Raw genomic sequence first — 22,742 nt, 5'->3', positions numbered from 1 at the left:
GTCCATAATACTGATTAACAAGCACAGAACCGCTGATCCTATATTGCCATAAATTTGTTATTTCGGGCCCTATTCTTTAAAATGAATATCATATTATTCTAATTCGATTGACATATACATCATTACTATGTACTAGTACCTTATTAGTGAGGTTGTTATACTAATAACAATGAACATAGTTAAAAATGAAATACCATATCTAGTGGAAGCAAAAACCTGTGGCGGTATTGAAAGAGGAAAAAGTGTTTCATATCATTTTCTTGACTCTGCTCATAGTCTTTGTCTAAATAGAGGTGAATTGATGCTGGGTCAGATTCAAGCCTGTGAAAGATTATTAAAATATACAAAGGATAACAATGAAATTTCGGTTTTGAAAGACGAGATATCAAAATTGAAATTAGTTGTGGATTTGATGAGATATTAAGATTTAATGACCTTTCTGAATTCAAGAAGTAATACTTATAGAGTAATCAGTTTTAAAGACCATCAAGTTAATATGCGATTATAAAATCTGCTCAACCTCATCCAGGACCACAATTTTTAGATACGATTGTCAGTTAGAGATGAATTTTATAATTTCTATAAAAAACTACTTTCATGATTTGATGATTTCTGAGCAAAGTAAACTTCTTCATCAACTCATCCAACAACTGTCTTATTCTCTTTGTAATTATCTCGTTTATGTGCGGTCAATCGTAACACACATACTCTCAATTTTACATTCTAGCTTTATAATCTTCTATCAAATATGAAAGTCACAATTAGCAATAGCTATCATATTTGGAATTCTAACTATCATTTTACTTTTTGCTGTACTTGGAAATTAATCTATTAAGATGACCATCTGGATTATTTCTATCCTTGCTGTTATTATACGTCTGAGGTACCGGTATGTACGAATTTAATAGACCAATTATAAATAAAACATAATAAACTTTGTTAAAATATTGCGATTATTGGAATATAATAAGAGTGCTATCATTTTACCTATAGTTTGCATCTTCAATCATGTTGGCTATATTTTCTTACAACTATTTTACTCAAACAGCGAATCAAATTCAAGAACTTGCTATAAATGAATTGCAAACAAACGCCGAGATAGAAGCCTATAGTATTTACAATAGTTTAACAAATGCAATTTCTGCTATAACGTCCAATTTATTAATAATTGCTAATTCCCCTTCAACAATGGAAGGAAACATTTCTAAAATTCAAACCTTGTTAAATTTTGGACTAGAGTCCACAAGTAATCTGACAGATGGTTATTATTACTTGGATAGCACTGGAAGATTGAAAACTTTCACCGGAATTGAAAAGGGCCAAAATGCGAACTACAGAGATATCGACTTGAGTTACAGGGAGTATTTCCAGATTCCAAAACAGAGTAAAATTCCATACATCAGTAAGGTTATAGACCCTAATGATAATGTGCCTAGAATGTTTATTTCATTTCCAATTCTCAAAATTAATCAAACAGGATTGTTAGAATCACAATCACAAACCAATAATAATATGACTTCCTTTGAAGGTGTAATAGTTGCATCAGTTGCAGCAAAAACGTTGAAGTGAATCGATCATGCTTCTAATATTGAGGTTACTCAAATTTATAACATAATATCTATACTCAAACAACTTCATCTAAGATTGAATAGTTCGAGAAAAAGTAATAGAGTTCAGGTTTAATGCGTGCTTTCTAAGTCATCAAACCTGGTTCTCCAATTGGTCAATTTGGGAGCCAATTTATCTTGCTTATGGTTAGTAACTAAAGTCTCTTCCAAACCCTATTTATTTTTGATCTAGATTATTATTTTTGGTAATGTTGAAAGTGGGATCGATAAGCGGATTTAGGTCCAATTAGTGAAAAAAATATTTGATCTCCGAATAAATATCTAGGTCAAAAATCAACTCCTAAGAATGTTCATATATATCTAGTTCGATCAGTAGCTAAATATGAGATTTAGAGACAAGAGACTATTACACTGTAACTCGACTTACCTATTTGTTACTATGTTTATGACATCGTTGACATATATGATTACTGCTAACCAAATTGCTCTTGGTCAGGATGAGTCGTCACCTCTTAAGGGTATGAATTTCTCAAAGCCTTCAGACATGTACAGCAATAAGCAAGGAATATTGGAAGTTTCACTCATCATTGAAGAGAAGCAGGGTTTGGTTGGAAACGAATCAGTCACAGCGCTGGTTTATAATGGATCGCTAATGGGACCAACTTTACACATCAAACCTGGTGAACGACTGGTGGTAAACCTTGTTAACGAGGTAGATCAAACTAATATACATTTTCATGGTCTGCATGTGTCACCGACCGGTAGCTCAGACAATATCTTTCGTGTCGTGGAACCCGGAGAAACTGCAAAGTACGTGCTTGACATCCCGATCAATCATCCCACAGGAACTTTTTGGTATCACCCGCACCTCCACGGTCTCGCTACTACTCAAGTGGGTGGCGGGATGTCGGGTTTGATCAAAATCGAGGGCTTAGAAGACTTACTACCTAGTGCTTTGAACAATATCACTCAGCAGACGTTTGTCTTGAAGGCTTTTCCATGGAGCCTGAACGGAAGTTCAACTAATCCAATATATAAGTGGGCAAATTATTTTACCGTCAATGGTCAAATTAATCCTGTTATAAATATTTCATCTGGGGAGACTCAGCTATGGCAATTTGCAAATATTGATCCTGCAACATTTTACAATATAACATTGCCCGGTCACACCTTCCATATAATCGCAGAAGACGGTAACCCTGTTTGGGAAGTCTGGGATGGAAAAAACCTTGTGCTTCCCGCTGGCAAGAGATTTGAAGTACTGGTTACTGGTGGAGAAAATGGAACTTATCCTCTTAAATCGCTCCCATACAACCGCTCGGGATTCTCTCCTACCTCTGAGGTAACCCTAGCAACGGTAAACGTACAAGGCAAAGATGGAGCTCAGACAACAGAGGTCACTCCTTCGAGTTTAGTACCAAGACATGACCTAGGAGATGCTCAGATCCAGACTCAACGTACGCTAGTCTTCAATGGCTCCCCAGACAACCAAACAGCAACCCGATTTGGCGACGTGGGAACTAACCAGATAAACGGCAAAGTTTTTGATCATAACCGGGTCGACTATATAGTGAAACTTGGAGACGTGGAGGAGTGGACACTTAAAAATAGCGATAATGAAGATCATACATTCCACATTCATGTCAATGACTTTCAGGTGATGTCAGTGAATGGCCAACCATATAATGCACATGGCTTGCAGGATACAGTAGTGCTTCCACAGGGTGGTGAGGTGGTGGTTCGTATCCCATTCACAGATTTTGTTGGAAAATTCGTCTTTCACTGTCACATTCTTCCACATGAGGATACCGGTATGATGGGCATCGTTGAGGTGGTCGATCCATTCACACCACAGGAGTGATGAAGTGACTCGAACTTATGTTGAAAGTATACAGCAAGAATCAATATTTCTCAATGCAACACTGGAAGGCAAACTAGTTGGTTCAGTCTGAGGAATTCAACTTGTTACTGCCTCGCATTGCTGTATTGTCATTCAAATCTTCTATTTGAAAATGTGTTATTGCAGGTTGGGATAATATGCCTTATCTCATTAGTTATGGAAAGTATATTATTTCTTCACAGTAAATTACTTAAATCTGGTAAAGACATATATCAATCCATGAAATTTGGTAAGACTATAGAAGTTATTAGGAGATTAGACCGAAAAACCTTGAATCATGCCATCAAAAATATAAGCATCCATCATAATTGGAGTTTATGAGACGAGTCAAGATTAAATTGTATGGCATCGTGCTAATATTTACAGGAATTCTATATGGTTCAATATTCTATCCAGTAGATACAAATGCTACCATATTGTCGGGTATAGATGAACCTACAGGGAATGCATATGAAGATGTTTACATTGCTGAAGAAGAAACAGCCACAATAACGTCAGGATCAAATCAAACAACTAATACCAATACCACCCAAGTCCCATAGTAATAGTGGAATTTTTAGGTTTCTGTTACTACATATAATATGCTTGTTTTGAGAATCAGGTGTAAAAAACAAGTACGTTTGATAAATCTATTCTAATGGTGAAAGTGATATAGGCAGTATTATTGGTGTATCTGATTAAATTCTAATTTAAAAAGTTGTCCTTTATTAAATTCAAATTTGGAAAGAAACTTCATTATAGTTAGTGCGACCAACAGTGAGGAATTCCAAAATATTTGATATTATTATCTATTTCTTCTGATTGTTTGTCTATATTCAAAAGGAAAAAGTGTATCTGTCCATGAGGAAATTGGTAACCGATCAACTTTTGCAAAACTTCCCTTCTTATATCAAGATAGTTTCTGAATTCGTATACACTAATATCGCATTCACTGAATTCAGGTTGAAACCCCATATGAAAAATATCTTGAGTTTGTATTATTTCTAATAAGATGCTTGTCAATGTAGGAAGTATAGGAATATTTCTAATAGGGTCATTCTCTGCTATATTGTCTTCACTCTTCTTACTATCACTATATGACGTCAATAAAATTCACCTCTGTAAAAATTTGTATTTCTGAGACGAATTAATCTATATCGCTCTAACTTTTCTTTATACTTAGAACAAAAGTGTCCTATCATGTTAGTCTATATCAATTATACTGTTGATATGTCTATTTAATTTTTTGAGATTTATTATATTTTTGACAGGTTTGTAATTATTCTGTTATGTTTTGACTTTTAATACTCTAAAGGTCTTTTCCTCTGTTACACTTTTTGATGCATTATGGATCAGATAAAAAAACAGACAGACGATTAATCTAAAATGTCCTTGTCTTTTAAGAGGTAATATATTTCGTCTCGTGTTGGATTCATCCGTGGAAATTCAATTCAATATTAAAGATAATCTAACAAAAAAAAAACTATGCTTATCTAAAGCATGAATCAACTATAGATCTTTTGCAAGGGGTAGTCGCGCAATCAATGTAGAATTTCTCTATTAAAAAAATTGCTAGATATCCATACTGTTCACATTACTGTAGGCAAATTACCTATCTTCTAATTCCATGTTTGTAATCTTATCAGCGTATTTTTTGTACAACTGATCAATAACTCTAATCCTTTGAGTGTGTTTGCATTTCTTGGGGTTTCCAGCCGAATATAAATATCCTTTACATGTGCAAAACCAATGGTTATTATCTTTTAATTTATTAATTTTATATTTCTCTCCTGTAGTAACTGATTTCACATAATAAACATCTTCCTTATCGTCATATTCTACTGATTTAGTGAAATCAATTCGCTTTATATGATTAGAATTCATTTTTCTAAAAATTCCTTAATATAAATTCGCATACTAGACATATTAATTTATGAGGTATGTCATTTCCTTAACTATTCATTTGTGATTTATTTCAGCAACTTGTGATGAAGTAAAAATAGATGGCCCTCTATCAAAAACTGATGAGAATGCATCCATTAGGATTGAGGTCCTCTTGATAGTTGGATTTTTTCAAAGATTTACACGACCATGGTCAGGAGAAACCCTGGAGCAAATAATCCATCATCATGTCTTGATGATAAATCAACAATTATCCAAAAGTCCGCCAAGTCATTTAAGTAACGTGTCTACAAATAAGAGCCCATGCATCTACATTATTAGTAAATATTTAATAATTAACCTAATGCTTCTTACGTTGGAATATGTGTGCCGCACTAATATTATCAATTACGATAATCGCATCATTGTATTTTATTATCCAGCTAACTGGAACAGTTGTATCGTTTGAATCAAAGCTATTGCAACCGACACAACAAAATCAATCGTATGTAGCAAACTTAGCTGGTGTGAACAACATACCTCCCGTAAACACAAATGCAACTGGTATTGTTAAATTTATCACCAATGATCATTACTACAACAATAATGAGGTATATTACGAAATAAATCTCACAAATCTAAATAGTGACGTGGGAAAAGTTGAAGTTCACTTGGGCCAAAAGAACGAAAATGGACCTGCTGTGACTACTTTGTATCAAACAACTACGTCCCTACCTTCAGAAATTTGTTGTACATCTGCCGATTCAGAAAATGAAAGGACCAAACTCTTCTTCAATGGAACAGTTTTTCCACAAACCTTTGAATTTGGACCATTAGCAGATAGCAAAAATATAACAGATTTAGTCAATCTTTTTAATAATGGTAGTGCCTATGTACAAGTTTATGCCTATCATCCTGACTCTCTAAGCCTGTTTGGTTTGGATGACGAAATTCGTGGTCAAATTGCAAAACAATAACTTGTAGTAGTTTCATAATAACAAATTTTTTCTTCCAAAAATTAGAAAAAGGATTTGTAGATACTTTAGATACATTGTTCAATTTATTCATATCCAAGGATTAGGTTTCTTGTGGTAGTGGTATTAGGATTCTATTAAACTAATACAAAATCAGATCCTACAAAAATAATAGAGTTAGTTACGCTATTTCACGAAATAAAGATTTTCTCAATCTATCCAAAACGTCCTAGATCCAACATTACATAACCCATTAGGTATGTTAGTAAAAAATAAAGAAAAAATAATTAAGAGAATTATTTTAGTACGGCAATACCGTTTTCCCATCAATCTATTCTAAGAGCCACATATAGTCTGCAAGAATGGGACCTGACTGACTTTTTGTTAAAGCGATACTGTTATTTAAAATCGACAAAGAATCTCCTTGAGTATTATTGAACAGAGTTATGCCGTTAAATACCCATTTATCATCAATCTGTCTTCCAATGTCTGAAGAAATCCAGGTGATATTTTGTCCATCCATAGTTTCAATAGTTCCATTTCCTTTTCCCAGGAGTATATCATCTGATATATGTGTGTTTAAATATGTCTGAGTATTGGTCACATTTTCGACACCATTTAATAATCCGTTCTCGACATACTTTTGTTCTGTTACAAATAGGGTATCAATGATATATTTTATTGTTCAATAATTTTTCACCATTCCCCTCGTATATGACGTTCGATGCATTAAAAAAACTCATTTATTTACCATCCCGGACAGGCAATGCTTGAATATTACTAATATATGGAATGAGAAGTAAACTTGTGAGTAGAACAGATGTGCTTACTACTGATAATAAATATTTTGACAAACAGATTTACCTTATTTTGTGTGTATATATACTTCATTCAATTTGGAATAATTAAGATATAGACTCTGCCTTTTTTTGCTAAGATGTTTTAGAAATATCATGTCTGGCTGTAAACATGTTATTATATCTTATACACAATTAATCATTCCACCATAATTTCACCTACCATAGATGGATGATAAATGCAATAATACTGATAGTCCCCAGTATTATCAAAAGTTATACTATAGTGCTGATTTGGTATTATTGCATCCGAATCAAACATCTTTCCCGCATCCGTGTCACCATCTATACCAGATGTAACAGTATGGGAAATAGCATCCCCATTATACCAAGTTACAGTTTGACCTTTTTGTATTTTTACAGGATTTGGTGAATAAGAATTATATCCATTTATTCCTACAATGGATACGGGTACAGAGTTATCATTCTGGGTATCGTTAGTTCCTGTCTTATCCGCGAGTTGACTCTCTTCTCCAGCCAAGCCGTCTGAAGACGGAAGAATTCTAAACAATGATCCCGTATAGCTTAATACATATAGATATCCATCCGGACCTACCTGAATATCGGTTATCCCGCCAAAGCCTTGTCCAAAAACTACGGGTTGATTTTCCTTAGGATCATTAACCTCATAATCTGCTAATGATTTGATATTTCCTAAGGAAGTATCGTTTATGAGTATGCCATCTCTAGCCTGATTAAGGATAAAACGATATAAAAGACCGTTGTTAATATCACCCACAAACATATTATTTTGATATTCTTGTCCTAACTTAGCAGAATTTAAGAATTTTAATGCAGTGATCCCGATTGGATTTACCCAGTCGAACTTAGGTTCAGCATATGATCCTTTGCCAAAATATACCAGATCATCCGAGGTTGTACCCGTACCAAGAAAATCATTCTTTGAAAATCCTTGAATTAATGACCAACCGCTATTAAACCCCGGAAATACCAAATTGATTTCATCGCCAGCAGTAGGTCCATTTTCTGTGTCCCATAGGTTTCCAGTCAACGGATCAAAATCCATACCAAAGCTATTCCTAATACCCATGGCATAGTAAACATTCAGTGGCAATCCTTTGCCAAATATGGAACCATCATCTACTACATTGCCGTCCTGTGTAATTCTTAGAATACCTCCAAGACCATTAGGTGCTGGACCGTCCACTATATTTTGAGCCTGTGTTCTGTGACCACCGACCTCCCCAATTACATAGTAAATGTTATTATCTGGCCCTATCAAGATCTTACCTCCATTGTGTTCACCTCTACCATTATCGGGAATAGCGGTTAAATCTAACAAGAGAACAGGATTTATTAATCGACCATCAACAAATTCATAACGATATAGTCTATTCCCCAATGGATCTGTCTGATCCGTAAAATCACTACCATCTACTCCATTTCCAGATTCCGTATAAGACAAGAAAACATACGTTTTTCCATCAACTTGTTTAGATACGGCAATACCCAGTAGACCACGTTCAATGGAATTAGCCACAGGTACATCCAGGACCGGCTCGTTTTGTATTTGACCACCCAGTACCCTCATGACTTTTCCTGTTACTTTCTCGGTTACTAATATATCGTTGGGTCCTAAAAATGCCATACTAGTGGGAAAGTCTAAACCGTCAGTAATTTTTTCAACAACGAGATTGTCATCTTTAATAGTAGGTCCACGAGGAGCCACAGGTGCTTTTGCGTAAGCGCCAAAGGATAAATGGACGCTGTATGGAATGATTGCTAAGGAAAGTAATATAACTGATGAAATAAAAAAGGAAAATAAAAGTTTAGTTTTATACATAGTGTATCTCTATTTATAGTAGATTAAAGTTTACCGATCAGTATTTTTATCCCAATTTGAATAAGTTTTATTAGCAAGTTCTGCAATTTCAAAAAATAGGTATTAAACATTATTGTCATATAGTACAGCAAATCATAGAACTAATTAGTACAAGTGTATAAATGAAATTGCTTTATAATATAATAAAGGCGACGATAATCAAAGTGGTAAAAAAACATAATCAGCATAAGTATTGGAATAAGATCAAACAGGGTTGATACTAGTTTGATGGCCGATTACTTTAAAGTATACACCTTGTACGGATCCCCTGTTTTTATGTCAATATATTTCCAATCGCTATTATCAAAATTGACTTGCTTAAAATTCGTTTGAATCTGTGGATGTAGTAACTTATAAACATTTTCTCCAACAGATATTTCGTTGGGTGATGTAATAGATGTAATTTTCGAAGTTACATTCATTGTGTATCCCAAAATATCAACCTGAGAACTCCTATCATAACCGTATTGGAATACTATGTTTTCTCCCTCGTCGATACCAATTTTTACGGAAAGACTCGGGTAATCATGTTTACTTAGGATAGGATTGATACCATCCTTAAGGATATTAATCATGGACTCAGCACATCTGAATGCGTTATCACATGTTAGATATTTGTTGAATCCGGAAGGAAAAAAAGCGATAACCGCGTCACCTGCATATTTTAGAACATATCCATTAAGGCTCTCTATGGCTGAGGACATTTCATGGGAAAACGCCCTTACAACCGTCACTAATTTTTCTACCGGCAAGGTCATGCTCATCTTAGTGGAGCCGACCAAGTCAGCATACATAACTACTAATGATACTTTAGAATCTACATGTCTTAGCAAATAGTCTTGGCCTCTTTTAATAGATGTGTTGTATCGATATCTTTCTTTTATTGCCCCCCATAATCGATCTTGTCTCAAATTGACCAAAGTCTTCAGATCAAAAATTTCTGTTTCCTTTTCATTCTCGTTAGTCTTTTTGTAAATAATGTCTTCTAGAACCCTTCTGTCTTCATCATCTAGCTTATCTTTATCTATATGCTTATCCGAGTCCGTATTCTCTCCCTTCAAAGAGTAAATTCTAAAATCATGCTTTAAAAAGATTTATAGACCAACTTGTATTCTGCATAACTTTCTTACACCTGAAATCGTTTGCTGCATGAAGTCGATGTCGACTCATATAACAAACATATTCCTTCACGTTTGACCATTCTCAGCTTCTTAGTCCTTATAAAAGTAAAGTGCGGTAATGGAAGTCTTTATTATATTAATAAAAAGATTGTGGTTCAATCGCTAGGATGTATCGATTATAGGTACCGTCTTGTTTTTGATAAGACCTTGAATCGAATTTATATCAATGATCTAAAATGGATCTGCCTAGGATCCAAAAAAATAGATTGTTTCTTTTTATTCCTGGCTAACTAATTTGAGAGTTTTACTAATGATATTTCCGTGATCCGCATCAACTTCGGTAGTCACCACCAGGAGATGATCATCATCATCCAACGGAATGGTTATTCGTTTTAATTTTTCATATTCTGTCATTGCATATATTCCCCTTCCTGTTTTACTAGTTAGCGTTTTTCTCAGTCCCCATCTACCCAGTGCTTGTAAATTAGATTTTTGTGATTCTTGAGGCGAAAGTAGACTTGGTTTCCCATCTCTCATGCCGCCATACTTTGTTTCACCGGTTTCATCACAAATGCCTGCAAAACGAACTTTTGGATCGATGTCTAAAACTTTCTTACAAATCTGATCATAATCCATGGCTATATAGATAAATGGCTCGTATTAAACATATCATAAATATATAATTATATACAATTTTGAATGGGTATTATCCGAATTTTACCTTATTTGTTTAAAAGCCATTCAAAATTCATAATTTCATATGTAAATGATCTTCTATATTGTGCGACCATTTATATTGTGATGAGATGTAGTTAATAATGAAACTTCAATTTGGTTGAACTTATTTATCAGTATCAAATTTTAGTGATATAATGAGTTTAGATGAAATTTCCAAGTCTAGTCTTTACTCTTTAGTTGATATATTTTCTAATCTTTTTCTCAAATTCCTACCGGATTTTTTCTAATTTTTTAAACCGATTATCTGATTCTAAAACTGCTAGAATATTAGTTTATTGCAATCAGTTAGCAAATCCATTATATTTTTTCTATTGTATGACGGGTATGAATAAAACAAATATTCACTACAAAAACAACAAACTCTTTGTCGCATCCATTGCAATAGTGGTAGCATTAGCCCTATTTGTCAGTCCAATGCTCAATGTAGATGATGCTTTAGCCACACACAACAAGAAAAATAAAGCAAAACAGTCCATAGACCAATCACAATCATCAAACCAAAATGCACAATGTGTATCAGGCGTAACAACCTTTCTCTCATGCAACAATGTCAGCTTCCAACACCAAAAGAATAGTGGAAACAATGCATTAGCACAAGGTGGACAGGGTGGAAACTCTGCAGAACAAAGTATCAGCCAATCTCAATCTTCTAGCCAAAACAGCCAAGTAGTATCTGGTGGAGACACAATCGGTTCTGGTAACAACATTAACGTCCAAAGTCAAGAAAACACAGGAAGTAACGCATTAGCACAAGGATAGGTCCAAGTCTTTTTATTTTTTAGAAAACGTTGACCGAAAACAAAGGAGATAGAAAATGCACAATATAGATTCTCGTAAAAAATGCGGATCGATTTTGGAACCGTATCAAATATGCCTGAATGTATCCAATTCTTCATGCGAAGAAGTCATTACTTGGAGTTGTCTTAATTGTAATAATATAGAAGAACATTTTCATAGTAACCATAATTTCTTGTCTGACTCGATTGACAATTGTCTAACAAGAATTTGATAGCTATCTCCATAGGAGTTAATAAATAAAACTATAATCATTTATGGCTTGTTTTGATATCATGGTGAGTATCACTCTTCTAATTGATTCTACCCATAGTTTTTAATGCTACTTTGTTCGACCAAGTTCTACTTGCCAAAATGGTTAATAAATTGAAATTCCGATCTTGATCCCATTTGTAAAATTGCATGTTTGTACAGGTGTTTAATATTGTGGTTTTTCAGTCTATCATTTTGCTCTGATCAAATCACCGAATATTGTAAGGAAGTAGAACTAGCCGCTTTTATGATGGTTTTTCCTTCTTTATCCCATTTGTAACCATATAGTGCCGTGCCTTATTGCTGCTTTTTGAGAGAAAGGAGTCGAAGGCGTTATCGTCCTTCGGATCTTTACTCCTGCCTTCAGTTAATTCAGTAAATCAGAAAATGATATTGGACATACGATATATATAAATACGACCTATTCTTAATGTATCGTATGTCCGATGGAATGGATAGGGGGGTGAAATAATGGGTTACGGTTGCTATGGATCAAGCTATACAAGAAGTTTTCTAACCAAAGAAGAGAAAATTCAACTATTGAAGGCGTATCATCAAGATTTGAAAAGAGAGGTTCAAGGAGTAGAGGAGAGAATAAAAGAATTAGAGGTAAATTAATCTCTATTTTATGTTTCTTTTACGTTGGCTGATCCTATTAAAATGGTAAAGCGTTACTATTTTAGCCAAAGGCTATACAGATCAAGCCACCTAAATTGTCTATTGTTGTGATATGCTTATTTGATAAACATTTCTTTTTTTACAAACTTTGATTTTTTATTCATGTATTCTAATTTTTACTAAATAAATGGGTAAAGTAATTAGTATTTAATGTATGTTGCGTACTCTCTTGCATGAAAAATTGCGAATTATGGTTTGAAAAGGGAGGTACAGATGATCAGTGCTAAATGGAACAAGACTTAATCACCATGAAATTTCATGGAAAATATGGTTAAGGTGTAAATGAAATGCCTGAAAAAGACAAAAAGAAAAAAGTGGACGCCGTCGAATTATCTGATGCAACAGAGAAAAGAATAGATCAGCTGCCTGAACACGCTCAGCATATTTTTAAAGAAGCACATGCTAGCGCCCTGAAACAATATGAAAACCCCAAAAAGAGGAGAGGTGGTGCAAAGGAGGATGTGGAAGAAGTGGCTCACAAAGTAGCTTGGGCTGCTGTGAAGAAAGAATACAAGAAAAAAGGTGATGAATGGGTTAAGAAATAGACGCCTACATGGCTTCTTTATGAATTTCTTTTATGATTTTTGATCAACTCAGACGGATCGTCTAAACATGATACCCAAAATCTCGTTCCGATGTGAACTTGGTTTGTAATAAAGTTAAACAACCTAGTGGAACAGATTGCCAAAAAGGTTGGATATTAAATTATTATCCTTGGGGATCGATTGTGGTATTATTATATTAAATGAGCTTACAGTAAATGGCATAGAATTATTGTATAACCGTAAGATGACTTCATGTTCTCCTTCGACAGGGAAAAGATAATCCATAGAAACTTTTCCATTTATTATTGGAAAAAATTTATTTTCAAATTTATATAGTCTTCCATCTTGATCGGTTATTGTTATCTTTGCACTAGCATTGTTGAGAAAACTTTGGTTATCCAATTTTTTTACTTCAAAGTTGATTTTTGTCGTCTGATCAATTATTGGCATTGGAGGAGTTAATGACATTGTTATGTTGAGGTTATCACGTTTACTTATCCATGTACTGTTAACAATGGGATTAACGTTGATTTTATTATTTTGGGAAAAGACGAAATTTGGAAATTTGGCGTAATTAAGAATCAATAACATTACCAAGATAGTTAATGTAAGTTTGGAAAAAGAGTTCATATGGTAGATTGCAAAGACCCTGCTTATATGATGTTTGGTAATGAGGTAAGAATCAATCATATCATGATACATCTTTTTCATATGATACGAATACCACATATTGCGTTTATTCAAGTAATATGATTCAAATACTCTTTCAAATACCATCTAATAATTAAGAGTAATTTCATGGATAAAGAAAATCCAAATTTAAATGATTCTCAATTTCTTGATATTTATTAAAAAATTATATATGTTTTTCAATATTAAAAGGAATTGATTGATGAATGAATATAATTATGCTAATCAATCAATCAACTCTCTGACTTTCAGTCATTATCCAACAATGACTCTCTGTAAATTGTTCTGCTCCTCCTAATCGATCTTTCCATTTTGCTAACATTGTATTAGTGCATTCATCAGTTACTGCATCAGCGTATTCAGAAAATGTAAGCCATGGATTTGTGAGTCCATATTTTGAAACAAAGTCCATAAAGTTAATTTTGCTATTTGCTGTCTTTGAAGCATTGATCAAATCCGTGATGAATTCCTTTTGAATTTTCACATCTTCCATAGTGCCTAACCTGGTGAGGTGACCACCCACAAGCGTATCAAAATCGTAACTTGATACTATGTCATGAGCCTGTACAAAACCAGATACATTCTTGGTTATAGCCAAATCCTTGAATGGAACCCAACCTGGAAAGATGACGTCTACAAACATCAACGTCTTTTGATTTGGAGCATAAATGTATGTATTACCAGGTTCATGATTGACACCCTTATAGTCAAGCTCTAGAGTTTGATTACCCAGGGTCAGATTATAATTGTCCTTGAAGGTGACGGTAGGGATTGGTCGATTCGAATCATTTGCAATTTTTAATAATTTGGCTGTTTCTTCTTGAGCTACAATAGTGACGTTGTCTGGATATATGTTTCCAGCAGCCCCGATATGGTCGATATGAGAATGACTATAAATCACATATTTTATTGGTTTGTCTGTCACTTCTCTAATTGCCTTGATGTAATTTTCATCCAGGGATGGCGGTGCATCAACAGCGATTACGCCATCATCACTCACAAGAAACATTGTATTATAAACTCCATCAGTAACCCAATAAAGACCGTCGCGTATTTCCTCGACTAAGTAACCCTTGGAAGGTATAGTAGGTCCCTTGGCATTTTCTGGTATTTGAGTAGCATTAACGGAAGTTGAATTGTTTGGGTCTTGTTGACTATTGGTTGACGTCGAAACTAGAACCAAATTTGGAACTCCCTCTTGTTCCTCCAATGTGATTGCTAGGGCTTGATTGGGAACCAGTGAATTGGAGATTAATAGGATTAACGCACTTAATATTGCTATAAAAGAGAATACGGGTAGATTTTTCTCTAAAAATTTTGATATCATTCCACTTATTATTATTTCATGGAGTATAAAGGCTTTTTAATTACTTAGGGGATAAGGATTAAGAGAACAGGACCCCTCTAAACCGAGTCAATATTGTCGGTATTAATCTAATTAAATCTTCGTTTGATTTTAATTTGAATTACCATTCAGTGTAAAAATATGTCTGTAATTAAAAACTGCTTTGTCGCCTAACTCAACATATTTAGCTGGAATGAACAGATTGATTATTTGTGATAGACTGGCCCTCTTACAATCGCTCATTAGTTCAACGCGGTGAGATCCTCTTCTCGTATGATTTCCTTGATGGTTGGGGTTCAGAGATAGAGAATATGAATATAAACAAAAAGGGTAAACCATTTGTATTTCCAGATTCTTTCATCTTGGCCATTGGTTACATTCGCTATTTATTTCACCTACCATACAGACAAACCCAAGGTATAATTAAGGCCACAGGAAAAAGGTTACCTGCTAATCCACCAAGTTATGGTCACATCTGTAAACGAATCAACAAGCTAAACATCGATATTAAAAGAGACAAGATGGATGACGATGATGACCTAATAATATCAATAGACAGTACAGGTATCAAGATTACTAACAGAGGTCAGTAGATGGATGAGAAATGGAATACACAAAATAGAAAAGGATATCTCAAGATCCACGTTGCTGTAGACATAAAGACCAGGAAAATCATTGCTTTGGAAGTGACAGATGAGAAGGTACATGATGGGAAAATGCTAAAGAAACTAGTCAATCATGTTTTGGATTCGAGAGAACCAAACACTGTAAAGATAAAATCGGTACTAGCTGATGGAGCCTATGATTCAAATCCAAACTTTGTGTATCTTGAGGACAAAAAGATCAATCCAGGTATAAAGGTAAGAAGGAACTCTATTGTTTCTCCTAAAAACAATAGGTTAAGGAACAACGAAGTAAAGTTACAAGCAAAGGATCTGTTGAAATGGAAGACAAAAAGAAAATACGGACAGAGATGGATATCTGAAACTGTGGTCTCAGCTATAAAGAGAATGTTTGGTGAATACACATCAGCAAACAGGTTTCAAAACATGGTAAAGGAGATCATGATAAAAGTATCATTGTATAACATTTTTAGAAGAATATAACATGATGATCATGATGATAACCGGAGAATAAGGAATTATGCAACAAAGCAATTAAAAACTGATCATTGCTAGCCTTTCTATGTATTGAAAATATGATACAAAATATCCAAATCCATGGGTATCCTTTAATGAGATTAGTGTATTATGTTGTGAATAGTAGACCTTAATGGTTCTATGATCGTCTCCAAAGGAGATATTTGTTGCCATCAAAAGGTAACTAATAAATAGCCAATCTGTGTCATTACTGATATGCGAGATGCAAACCTAATCAAAATAATGATAGAAGAACGAGCTTTGGTAAAATTGATCAAATCTATTGGTGAGAACGAATATTCTACTAGAGACTTGTTGAAAAAACTTGGTGCATACGGCTATGGACACAAGTTATTGCTTAAAGCCTCAGAGAGGGGGTTGGTAGAAAGAAACATTGTAAAGAACAGAACCTACAACAAACTAACAAAAGAGGGTAAGAAGATGTTAAAGTTAGCAGCAGAAATAGGTGTCTAATGGGATAACCAATTTCTTCTACTATTTTCATTTAAGTTCAAATAATGTTATGATATTCTAGTTCATACATAAACCATTTATGTTCTTATTCTGAAATAAGGTATAATACTGACTTTTAAACTAGTGACTTGTAAAACCTCATTGATTCTAACCCTTTTCTATTTTGGACTAGGTTCTTTCTAATTAATGAATCATATCAATACTTTGATAAAATGAATTGATCAGTCTTGAATCCTGATGACCAAAAGGGAAGTAACAAGAAATTCTCATTTTGTTCTTATTTGCTCTAGAGTTTAAGACATCTGTTAGACTTTCAAAATATATTTATCCAATACACATGTATAACAAATATGAACCGTGTAATCATATGGAAAAGTCATTAATTTGCATCAAGCCAATATAATACTAGTTACTTATCCTGAAGATTTTGCCATAGAAGAGGCTAAAAGTTTGGTTGAATCAATGCCAGAATATAAGGTAGTAAAGGTTTTTACTCAAAAGTACCTAAACCGCGCTAAATATGGTATGGGGTTTGGCAAAGCTGAAGAAATAAAACAATTTGTTTCACAAGCGGGTAATATAGAAAAAATATTTGTTGATGAACATTTAGGTGCAAAACAGATATTTAATTTAGAAGAACTCATAGAAATTCCAATAATTGATAGAGAAAGATTGATTCTTGATATTTTCTATTCTCGGGCTACAACGAATGAATCCAAACTGCAAATCCAATTAGCTGAGATTCAATACAAGATGCCTCGTGTAAGAGAAAACGCGAAGCTCATGAGTAAAAGTAATGAGAGAGTAGGAAAAGGAGGAATGGGTGAATATATCGTAGATGTTCAATTCCGTGATTTAAAACGACAGATGGGGTTTGTGAAAGAAAAATTAAAAGATGCAAATCTCAAGCGTCACGAATATCGCAAGCAAAGACTACGAAAAGGAATGTTCATCGTTTCCCTTGTTGGATATACAAGTTCAGGAAAAACAACTCTTTTCAATCTACTTACAAAAGAAAATAAAGAAACATCTGCTAATCTGTTCACAACACTTTCAACCACCACCAGATCACTTGACAATTCTAGTAATATTGACAATAAGGGTGACGTAGATGTCTTGGTTGTGGATACAGTAGGTTTTATCAGCAGACTTCCACATTACATGATAGACGCTTTCAAATCCACATTAGAAGAATCACTAGAAGCCGATTTGATCTTCTTTTTGATTGATTGTTCAGAGAATTTAGAGGATATTGGTAAAAAATATTCTAGTTGTTGGAATGTTCTTGAAGAACTCAAAATCGACAAGTCAAAATTACACATAGTTTTAACCAAAGTAGAGACTACCAAATCAGATAAAATACAAGAAATAATGAAATACATGGACGATTCAATCGACAAAATTGCCATTTCATCAAAATCAGGATATGGGATTCATAAGCTGAGAAATTTGATAGCGTCGAAAAAGGCCCACGTAAAGGATGAACACTCAAAACTCGCTCCTTCGTAATAGATCTAATGTTAGCTAAACCGTATCACAAATTATTTTCTGACAACGATGACCCCATATCGACGCAATATCTGTTATAATACCATCTTTGCTTTGATTTCTTATAGAATAGAATGGTATAGATATGGATTCAATTGCTTTGACTAAAGTATACCTCTCAACTAATCATTTAAATACTATTGATTAGTATACTACTTATTAGTGTATAATATATGATTAAATATGATTTTCAAAATAGCATTGGTTTTATTATCAATAGGATGGGTAAATCGTTAGTTTATGTGATAGACCAAGAATTGCGTAAGAAATTTGGTATTACCTTTGGGCAATGGAAGGTGCTAATAATACTTGCAAATAATGCTACTGGATTAACTCAGAGGGAAATTGCTGATAAATTAGCTTTGGAAGGACCGACCCTTATTCCAATAATCGATAAATTGGAAAAGGATGCAGTAGTAATCAGAAATCTCGACCCTAGGGATCGAAGAATTAATCGCATTTTGTTAACCGAAAAGGCACACGGATTTCTTGATGATACTATAGAATGTGTGTCTGAAATAAAAAAAATATGTCTAGGTCAAATTTCTGACGAGGATATTTCCACAACAAAAAATACTTTGGAACAAATGTGGCTTAATTTGCAAGATAAATTCAATTTGAATTGCTCAGAAGAAATCAAACAAAAACGGGAATTGATCAGTCAGCCTACATCGAACATTATTATTGAGAAACGACTTGCATCCACAAAAACTAGCACATGAAATTGGTAAAAGGATTAAACAATAAAAAACTGGGAGGTTAAAGAAAATGACATCTAAAAGAATAAAGGGGTCGTCTTTTGATTACAAAAGTCTACTCACAGTATCACAGCCGTGGAAAGTACTAGTCATTCTTAGTTGTCTTGCAACAATGGTTATGTATGCAGAAACGATGTTGATACCTGCCATTCCTACCCTAATCAATGATTTTGATGTCTCATATGGGTCATCATCTTGGATTTTGACATCGTATTTGATAGCAGGGGCTGTTATGACCCCTATAGCGGGCAAACTGTCTGACATCTATGGCAGAAAAAAAGTTTTGCTAATTATCATGGCCATTTACACTGTCGGGGTTTGTTTAGGCGGATTTGCGAACGATTTTCTCACTATGATAATAGCAAGAACAATTCAGGGCATTGGGCTAGGAATGTTTCCTATAGCATTTAGCATTATTCGAGATCAGTTTCCAAGGGAAAGAATTTCCATCACAACCGGAATCATTACTTCAATGTTTGCAGCAGGCTCAGTCATTGGATTATCAGTCGGTGGCTTGATTATTCATGAATTTGGATGGAAGATGACATTTTTTACGATAATTCCTCTTTCAATACTATTGCTGCTAATGATACGAAAATATGTTAATGTCTCTGATAACAATAATCTTGAACAAAAGGACGAAAAACAAGACAAACACACAAATTTACTGAAAAATTCTACAAATATAATTCCAAAGAAAAAACAAATGATTTATTCTCAAATAGACATTAAAGGATCAATTTTACTAGCAATTACTATTGTTTCTTTTCTGCTCTCCTTAACATACTTGCAAACATCGCCAGATCAAAATACATCAAATCTTTCTGGTATTGCTACTGCTAGTCCTTACTCTTCTTTGGAACAAATCGCGCCATTTTTAGTAATTGGAGCGACATCATTATTCTTTTTTGTTCGTTTGGAGAGGCGAATCGAATATCCTTTAATTGATTTTAGAATTTTCTTGAGACCACCAATCTTGCTTTCAAATATGATCATTATGATAGTAGGTTTGTCGATGTTTATGGTTTTTCAGACTATTCCTATACTAGTACAAAGCCCAGAACCCATAGGATTTGGTGAAAATGCCATCAATACCGGTAAAATCCAACTGCCTTTCGCAATAGTCCTCTTAATATTTGGACCTACTTCTGGATTTATCATTTCAAAACTGGGATCGATAAAGCCAATGATTATAGGTACTATTCTTACAGCGACCGGGTTTTCCATTTTGTATTTGTTTCATTCAACAGAGATCTCAATCTCTATAGGCTTGGCAATATTATCGACTGGCCTCTCCCTTGCTTCCGTGGGGGCAGTAAACGTCACCATTCTATCAACACCTGTTGAATTTACGGGTGTAACGATGGGGATTAGTACAATGTTGAGAATTGTGGGGTCGTCAATTGGACCAGCTTTGGCTGCAATGTATATGCAAACAAACCAGTCGCTAATTAACATACAGGGAATTACTAAATCACTACCTTCCTCGTTTTCTTTTGACCTGATATTTCTTAGCGCCCTGGTGTTTTCAGTAGCTGCAATAAGCATGTCTATAATCCTAAGCAAAAAAATACATGCTAAACCCTACTTACAATAGATCGTAATCTTAGGATTCGATCTTTTTTCAACATTATTACATCAATATGATTTAGACTGGGCTACCTATATACTGCCTACCTCTTTGTCATCAAAATAACTATTTGAATATGTTTTGACTAAGGACTTTAATCTTTGATATTATCTAAAGCCTATTTTAAACACAAATATATTGACTATTTTCGTGACCATTTTGACTAAAATATTGACCAAAAGATGACTTTTTCTTATAAGGCTGGAGTTTTATAGTTATTATTGACTACTAAAATTACACAGTTTAGCAATTCCACTATCATCCAAAAATATCTCAATGGCAAAACCCTTGATCAAATAGTCAAAGAAACTAATCTATCCAAAGGCACCGTATACAATCTGGTTAAACGTTGGAAGGATAACCTCGGGAGCATTGGAGTTGATGAAATAAGAGAATTTGCAATCACTGTAAACAAATCAGGATTGACAATTCAAGAATGTGCTTAGGGGTTTAGAATTGCTCAAATTTTAAGGGAATTGGGTATTAATGATGAGTTTGAAGAATTGGATCATCATGCATCCGAACAAAATCTTTTGGAAGTGATAAGAAACGAAACAATTGGCCTGGACAGAGGAAAAAATGGTTGTGGTTTATTTAGATCATCATACCAAGCATTAGCGAAAAAAAGAAGAAATAATGACACAATAGCAAAAAATGATATTCACCATTTTATTGAAAACATATATAACAACTGTAAAAAGTATAATATCAAGCCATTCGAATTTATAGGATTTATCAAAGATCTGTTTGATTTCTATCCTTCTCTTGAGTATAAATTTACCTCTGGTATTAACAAAAACTCTGATCTTTCTTTGTCCACCGATAGTGAGAATAAATCTATTAACACGATTAATTCTACAAGGGCACCAAATGGAGAATATGATAATGATATTCTACAAAACCTTGAGATTAAAGGTAATGCGTCAACAAAACAGACCAATGGATCAGCTGGTGTATCCATCGAAATCCCATTTATTTCGCAAGTTTCTTACTATATCAATCAAATCAAACTAGAATGCAAAGAACGTGAGCAGTACAGGAACTCCCTGGAAATTGAAATATCCGTTTTAGAAAACAAAAAATCAACTCAAAACAACGATCTTAGAGAAATAAATAGCAAAAACAAAACCATTTTATCTCATTTGCGGTGGTATCATTTCTCAAAACAAGATTTGTCTGAGAACCATAACATGAACCTAGATGAAGAAATCCCATTTTTTTCATCAATTATTAATGACTTTAAGACTTACAATTACAATATTGTCGATATCCTGAAAGTATACAAACAAAATCAATCATTAAGAAAAGATAGAGAACACATTCAAAATGATATAGATCTAAATGCTCCCATATTACAAAGCTTGCTCAAACAGATTGCATCATTAAATTCTCAGCTTGATGTATCTAGGATAACTATGAAAACATATTGGGAACTCGACGTGATGGGGTTTAATTCTAAAAGTCTTAAACAACTGCACTCCATGATTATTGAAATCGCATTAGCCAATGATATACCAGTATGGGATGCCGTTACAAAATTTCTAACTGATGTTGAGAATCAGGATGACTTTAAACTAGGCTTTGAAACTAAAATAAAAGAACTGACGACAACACGGGAAAAGTTAGAATCTGAAGCTCCACAATACAAATCAAATTTACAAACAAAGCCTCGTGGTTCCTTCTTTGTTGTATCTTATGAATAATGGTGTAACAAATGATGATATCATAAACATGAGTCAGCTATTAGTTTCATTTCAAAATATCAGCTTTCTAACTAATATCTCATCTCAAGGCAGAAATTCAGCTAGTAGTATTGGATATAATAATATCGGAACAACTTCCAAAAATGAAGCTTGGAATGTACTCATTAATATAGTAAGAAGCTTGCAGAACATCGATTCTAAATCTCAATTGCAATCTCATGTCACATCGTATAAAATCGACTAATCACATAAAACATAAAACGCCATATGCGGATACAAAACTACTTTCATTGAACGTTTAATTTCGATATTACCTCCGAGCAG

Annotated in this window: 23 protein-coding genes and 1 pseudogene; 16 read left to right on the top strand and 8 right to left on the bottom strand. The window is 34.0% G+C overall.

Annotated features, from left to right (window positions below; translation table 11 throughout):
* Window positions 1-169: 169 nt before the first annotated feature.
* The 4 genes from NMY3_RS00280 to NMY3_RS00265 all read left to right on the top strand — a co-directional run bounded on the left by NMY3_RS00280 (window position 170) and on the right by NMY3_RS00265 (window position 4,010).
* Window positions 170-424, top strand: a complete 255-nt coding sequence (locus NMY3_RS00280) for a hypothetical protein (RefSeq protein WP_196816966.1) — start codon at window positions 170-172, stop codon at window positions 422-424.
* A gap of 584 nt (window positions 425-1,008) precedes the next feature.
* Window positions 1,009-1,569 (top strand): PDC sensor domain-containing protein, encoded by a 561-nt coding sequence (locus tag NMY3_RS00275; protein ID WP_196816965.1) that lies wholly within the window; start codon window positions 1,009-1,011, stop codon window positions 1,567-1,569.
* Between the two features lie 381 nt (window positions 1,570-1,950).
* Window positions 1,951-3,429, top strand: a complete 1,479-nt coding sequence (locus tag NMY3_RS00270) for a multicopper oxidase family protein (RefSeq protein WP_320410456.1) — start codon at window positions 1,951-1,953, stop codon at window positions 3,427-3,429.
* A gap of 356 nt (window positions 3,430-3,785) precedes the next feature.
* Window positions 3,786-4,010, top strand: coding sequence for a hypothetical protein (locus tag NMY3_RS00265; RefSeq protein ID WP_231100151.1), 225 nt, complete (start codon window positions 3,786-3,788; stop codon window positions 4,008-4,010).
* A 199-nt stretch (window positions 4,011-4,209) separates the two neighbouring features.
* On the opposite strand, the gene NMY3_RS00260 is transcribed toward NMY3_RS00265, so the two are convergent.
* Together NMY3_RS00260 and NMY3_RS00255 are read right to left on the bottom strand one after the other, a co-directional pair.
* Window positions 4,210-4,554: a hypothetical protein gene (locus NMY3_RS00260; RefSeq protein WP_196816962.1), complete on the bottom strand. Its 345-nt coding sequence runs from the start codon at window positions 4,552-4,554 to the stop codon at window positions 4,210-4,212.
* A 501-nt stretch (window positions 4,555-5,055) separates the two neighbouring features.
* Complete coding sequence (locus NMY3_RS00255; protein ID WP_196816961.1) at window positions 5,056-5,331, bottom strand: hypothetical protein; 276 nt, start codon at window positions 5,329-5,331, stop codon at window positions 5,056-5,058.
* Between the two features lie 380 nt (window positions 5,332-5,711).
* Between NMY3_RS00255 and NMY3_RS00250 the strand changes: the two genes are divergently transcribed.
* Window positions 5,712-6,305: a CHRD domain-containing protein gene (locus NMY3_RS00250; protein WP_196816960.1), complete on the top strand. Its 594-nt coding sequence runs from the start codon at window positions 5,712-5,714 to the stop codon at window positions 6,303-6,305.
* A gap of 328 nt (window positions 6,306-6,633) precedes the next feature.
* Here NMY3_RS00250 and NMY3_RS00245 read toward each other — a convergent pair whose 3' ends face one another.
* The 4 genes from NMY3_RS00245 to NMY3_RS00230 form a co-directional block, all read right to left on the bottom strand.
* Window positions 6,634-6,906 carry a hypothetical protein gene (locus tag NMY3_RS00245; RefSeq protein ID WP_196816959.1) on the bottom strand — a complete coding sequence of 91 codons (273 nt, stop codon included), beginning with the start codon at window positions 6,904-6,906 and terminating at the stop codon, window positions 6,634-6,636.
* Window positions 6,907-7,298: 392 nt separating this feature from the next.
* Complete coding sequence (locus NMY3_RS00240) at window positions 7,299-8,963, bottom strand: PQQ-dependent sugar dehydrogenase (protein WP_196816958.1); 1,665 nt, start codon at window positions 8,961-8,963, stop codon at window positions 7,299-7,301.
* A 275-nt stretch (window positions 8,964-9,238) separates the two neighbouring features.
* Complete coding sequence (locus NMY3_RS00235) at window positions 9,239-10,063, bottom strand: adenylate/guanylate cyclase domain-containing protein (protein ID WP_196816957.1); 825 nt, start codon at window positions 10,061-10,063, stop codon at window positions 9,239-9,241.
* A 336-nt stretch (window positions 10,064-10,399) separates the two neighbouring features.
* Complete coding sequence (locus NMY3_RS00230; RefSeq protein WP_196816956.1) at window positions 10,400-10,759, bottom strand: hypothetical protein; 360 nt, start codon at window positions 10,757-10,759, stop codon at window positions 10,400-10,402.
* Between the two features lie 426 nt (window positions 10,760-11,185).
* Here NMY3_RS00230 and NMY3_RS00225 point away from each other — a divergent pair, with 426 nt between their 5' ends.
* From NMY3_RS00225 to NMY3_RS00215, 3 genes are all read left to right on the top strand, one after another.
* On the top strand, window positions 11,186-11,620 hold the full coding sequence (locus tag NMY3_RS00225) for a hypothetical protein (RefSeq protein ID WP_196816955.1): 435 nt from the start codon (window positions 11,186-11,188) through the stop codon (window positions 11,618-11,620).
* 759 nt (window positions 11,621-12,379) lie between these two features.
* Window positions 12,380-12,526, top strand: coding sequence for a DUF5320 domain-containing protein (locus NMY3_RS00220; protein WP_196816954.1), 147 nt, complete (start codon window positions 12,380-12,382; stop codon window positions 12,524-12,526).
* 347 nt (window positions 12,527-12,873) lie between these two features.
* Complete coding sequence (locus NMY3_RS00215; RefSeq protein WP_196816953.1) at window positions 12,874-13,131, top strand: ChaB family protein; 258 nt, start codon at window positions 12,874-12,876, stop codon at window positions 13,129-13,131.
* A gap of 123 nt (window positions 13,132-13,254) precedes the next feature.
* Here NMY3_RS00215 and NMY3_RS00210 read toward each other — a convergent pair whose 3' ends face one another.
* Window positions 13,255-13,842 (bottom strand): hypothetical protein, encoded by a 588-nt coding sequence (locus tag NMY3_RS00210; RefSeq protein WP_196816952.1) that lies wholly within the window; start codon window positions 13,840-13,842, stop codon window positions 13,255-13,257.
* Window positions 13,843-14,050: 208 nt separating this feature from the next.
* Window positions 14,051-15,148: an MBL fold metallo-hydrolase gene (locus NMY3_RS00205; RefSeq protein ID WP_196816951.1), complete on the bottom strand. Its 1,098-nt coding sequence runs from the start codon at window positions 15,146-15,148 to the stop codon at window positions 14,051-14,053.
* A 230-nt stretch (window positions 15,149-15,378) separates the two neighbouring features.
* Here NMY3_RS00205 and NMY3_RS00200 point away from each other — a divergent pair.
* From NMY3_RS00200 to NMY3_RS00165, 8 genes and pseudogenes are all read left to right on the top strand, one after another.
* Window positions 15,379-16,272: pseudogene (locus NMY3_RS00200) on the top strand (IS5-like element ISThar1 family transposase).
* Between the two features lie 249 nt (window positions 16,273-16,521).
* Window positions 16,522-16,779, top strand: a complete 258-nt coding sequence (locus tag NMY3_RS00195) for a hypothetical protein (RefSeq protein WP_144732226.1) — start codon at window positions 16,522-16,524, stop codon at window positions 16,777-16,779.
* A gap of 384 nt (window positions 16,780-17,163) precedes the next feature.
* Window positions 17,164-18,288, top strand: a complete 1,125-nt coding sequence (gene hflX / locus NMY3_RS00190; protein ID WP_196816949.1) for a GTPase HflX — start codon at window positions 17,164-17,166, stop codon at window positions 18,286-18,288.
* A gap of 212 nt (window positions 18,289-18,500) precedes the next feature.
* Window positions 18,501-19,049 carry a MarR family winged helix-turn-helix transcriptional regulator gene (locus NMY3_RS00185; protein ID WP_196816948.1) on the top strand — a complete coding sequence of 183 codons (549 nt, stop codon included), beginning with the start codon at window positions 18,501-18,503 and terminating at the stop codon, window positions 19,047-19,049.
* Between the two features lie 184 nt (window positions 19,050-19,233).
* Window positions 19,234-20,682, top strand: coding sequence for an MFS transporter (locus NMY3_RS00180; protein ID WP_231100431.1), 1,449 nt, complete (start codon window positions 19,234-19,236; stop codon window positions 20,680-20,682).
* 254 nt (window positions 20,683-20,936) lie between these two features.
* Window positions 20,937-21,161: a helix-turn-helix domain-containing protein gene (locus NMY3_RS00175; protein WP_196816946.1), complete on the top strand. Its 225-nt coding sequence runs from the start codon at window positions 20,937-20,939 to the stop codon at window positions 21,159-21,161.
* A 30-nt stretch (window positions 21,162-21,191) separates the two neighbouring features.
* Entirely contained in the window at window positions 21,192-22,418 is a 1,227-nt protein-coding gene (locus NMY3_RS00170; protein WP_196816945.1) for a hypothetical protein, read from the top strand.
* Window positions 22,411-22,662, top strand: coding sequence for a hypothetical protein (locus NMY3_RS00165; RefSeq protein WP_196816944.1), 252 nt, complete (start codon window positions 22,411-22,413; stop codon window positions 22,660-22,662). Before NMY3_RS00170 ends, NMY3_RS00165 begins: the two co-directional genes overlap by 8 nt.
* The last annotated feature ends 80 nt before the right edge of the window (window positions 22,663-22,742 follow it).

The sequence above is a fragment of the Candidatus Nitrosocosmicus oleophilus genome (assembly GCF_000802205.1).
Classification (GTDB): Archaea; Thermoproteota; Nitrososphaeria; order Nitrososphaerales; family Nitrososphaeraceae; genus Nitrosocosmicus; species Nitrosocosmicus oleophilus.
Note: the sequence above shows the minus strand (reverse complement) of the source record. Positions and strands in the feature narration are given on the sequence as shown.

Coding starts and splice junctions, on each gene's coding strand:
- NMY3_RS00210 (WP_196816952.1), bottom strand. CDS start 13,842: ATGAAAAAGATGTATCATGATATGATTGATTCTTACCTCATTACCAAA.
- NMY3_RS00275 (WP_196816965.1), top strand. CDS start 1,009: ATGTTGGCTATATTTTCTTACAACTATTTTACTCAAACAGCGAATCAA.
- NMY3_RS00195 (WP_144732226.1), top strand. CDS start 16,522: ATGCGAGATGCAAACCTAATCAAAATAATGATAGAAGAACGAGCTTTG.
- NMY3_RS00255 (WP_196816961.1), bottom strand. CDS start 5,331: ATGAATTCTAATCATATAAAGCGAATTGATTTCACTAAATCAGTAGAA.
- NMY3_RS00185 (WP_196816948.1), top strand. CDS start 18,501: ATGATTAAATATGATTTTCAAAATAGCATTGGTTTTATTATCAATAGG.
- NMY3_RS00165 (WP_196816944.1), top strand. CDS start 22,411: ATGAATAATGGTGTAACAAATGATGATATCATAAACATGAGTCAGCTA.
- NMY3_RS00240 (WP_196816958.1), bottom strand. CDS start 8,963: ATGTATAAAACTAAACTTTTATTTTCCTTTTTTATTTCATCAGTTATA.
- NMY3_RS00280 (WP_196816966.1), top strand. CDS start 170: ATGAACATAGTTAAAAATGAAATACCATATCTAGTGGAAGCAAAAACC.
- NMY3_RS00250 (WP_196816960.1), top strand. CDS start 5,712: ATGTGTGCCGCACTAATATTATCAATTACGATAATCGCATCATTGTAT.
- NMY3_RS00205 (WP_196816951.1), bottom strand. CDS start 15,148: ATGATATCAAAATTTTTAGAGAAAAATCTACCCGTATTCTCTTTTATA.
- NMY3_RS00225 (WP_196816955.1), top strand. CDS start 11,186: ATGAATAAAACAAATATTCACTACAAAAACAACAAACTCTTTGTCGCA.
- NMY3_RS00270 (WP_320410456.1), top strand. CDS start 1,951: ATGAGATTTAGAGACAAGAGACTATTACACTGTAACTCGACTTACCTA.
- NMY3_RS00265 (WP_231100151.1), top strand. CDS start 3,786: ATGAGACGAGTCAAGATTAAATTGTATGGCATCGTGCTAATATTTACA.
- NMY3_RS00220 (WP_196816954.1), top strand. CDS start 12,380: ATGGGTTACGGTTGCTATGGATCAAGCTATACAAGAAGTTTTCTAACC.
- NMY3_RS00215 (WP_196816953.1), top strand. CDS start 12,874: ATGCCTGAAAAAGACAAAAAGAAAAAAGTGGACGCCGTCGAATTATCT.
- NMY3_RS00230 (WP_196816956.1), bottom strand. CDS start 10,759: ATGGATTATGATCAGATTTGTAAGAAAGTTTTAGACATCGATCCAAAA.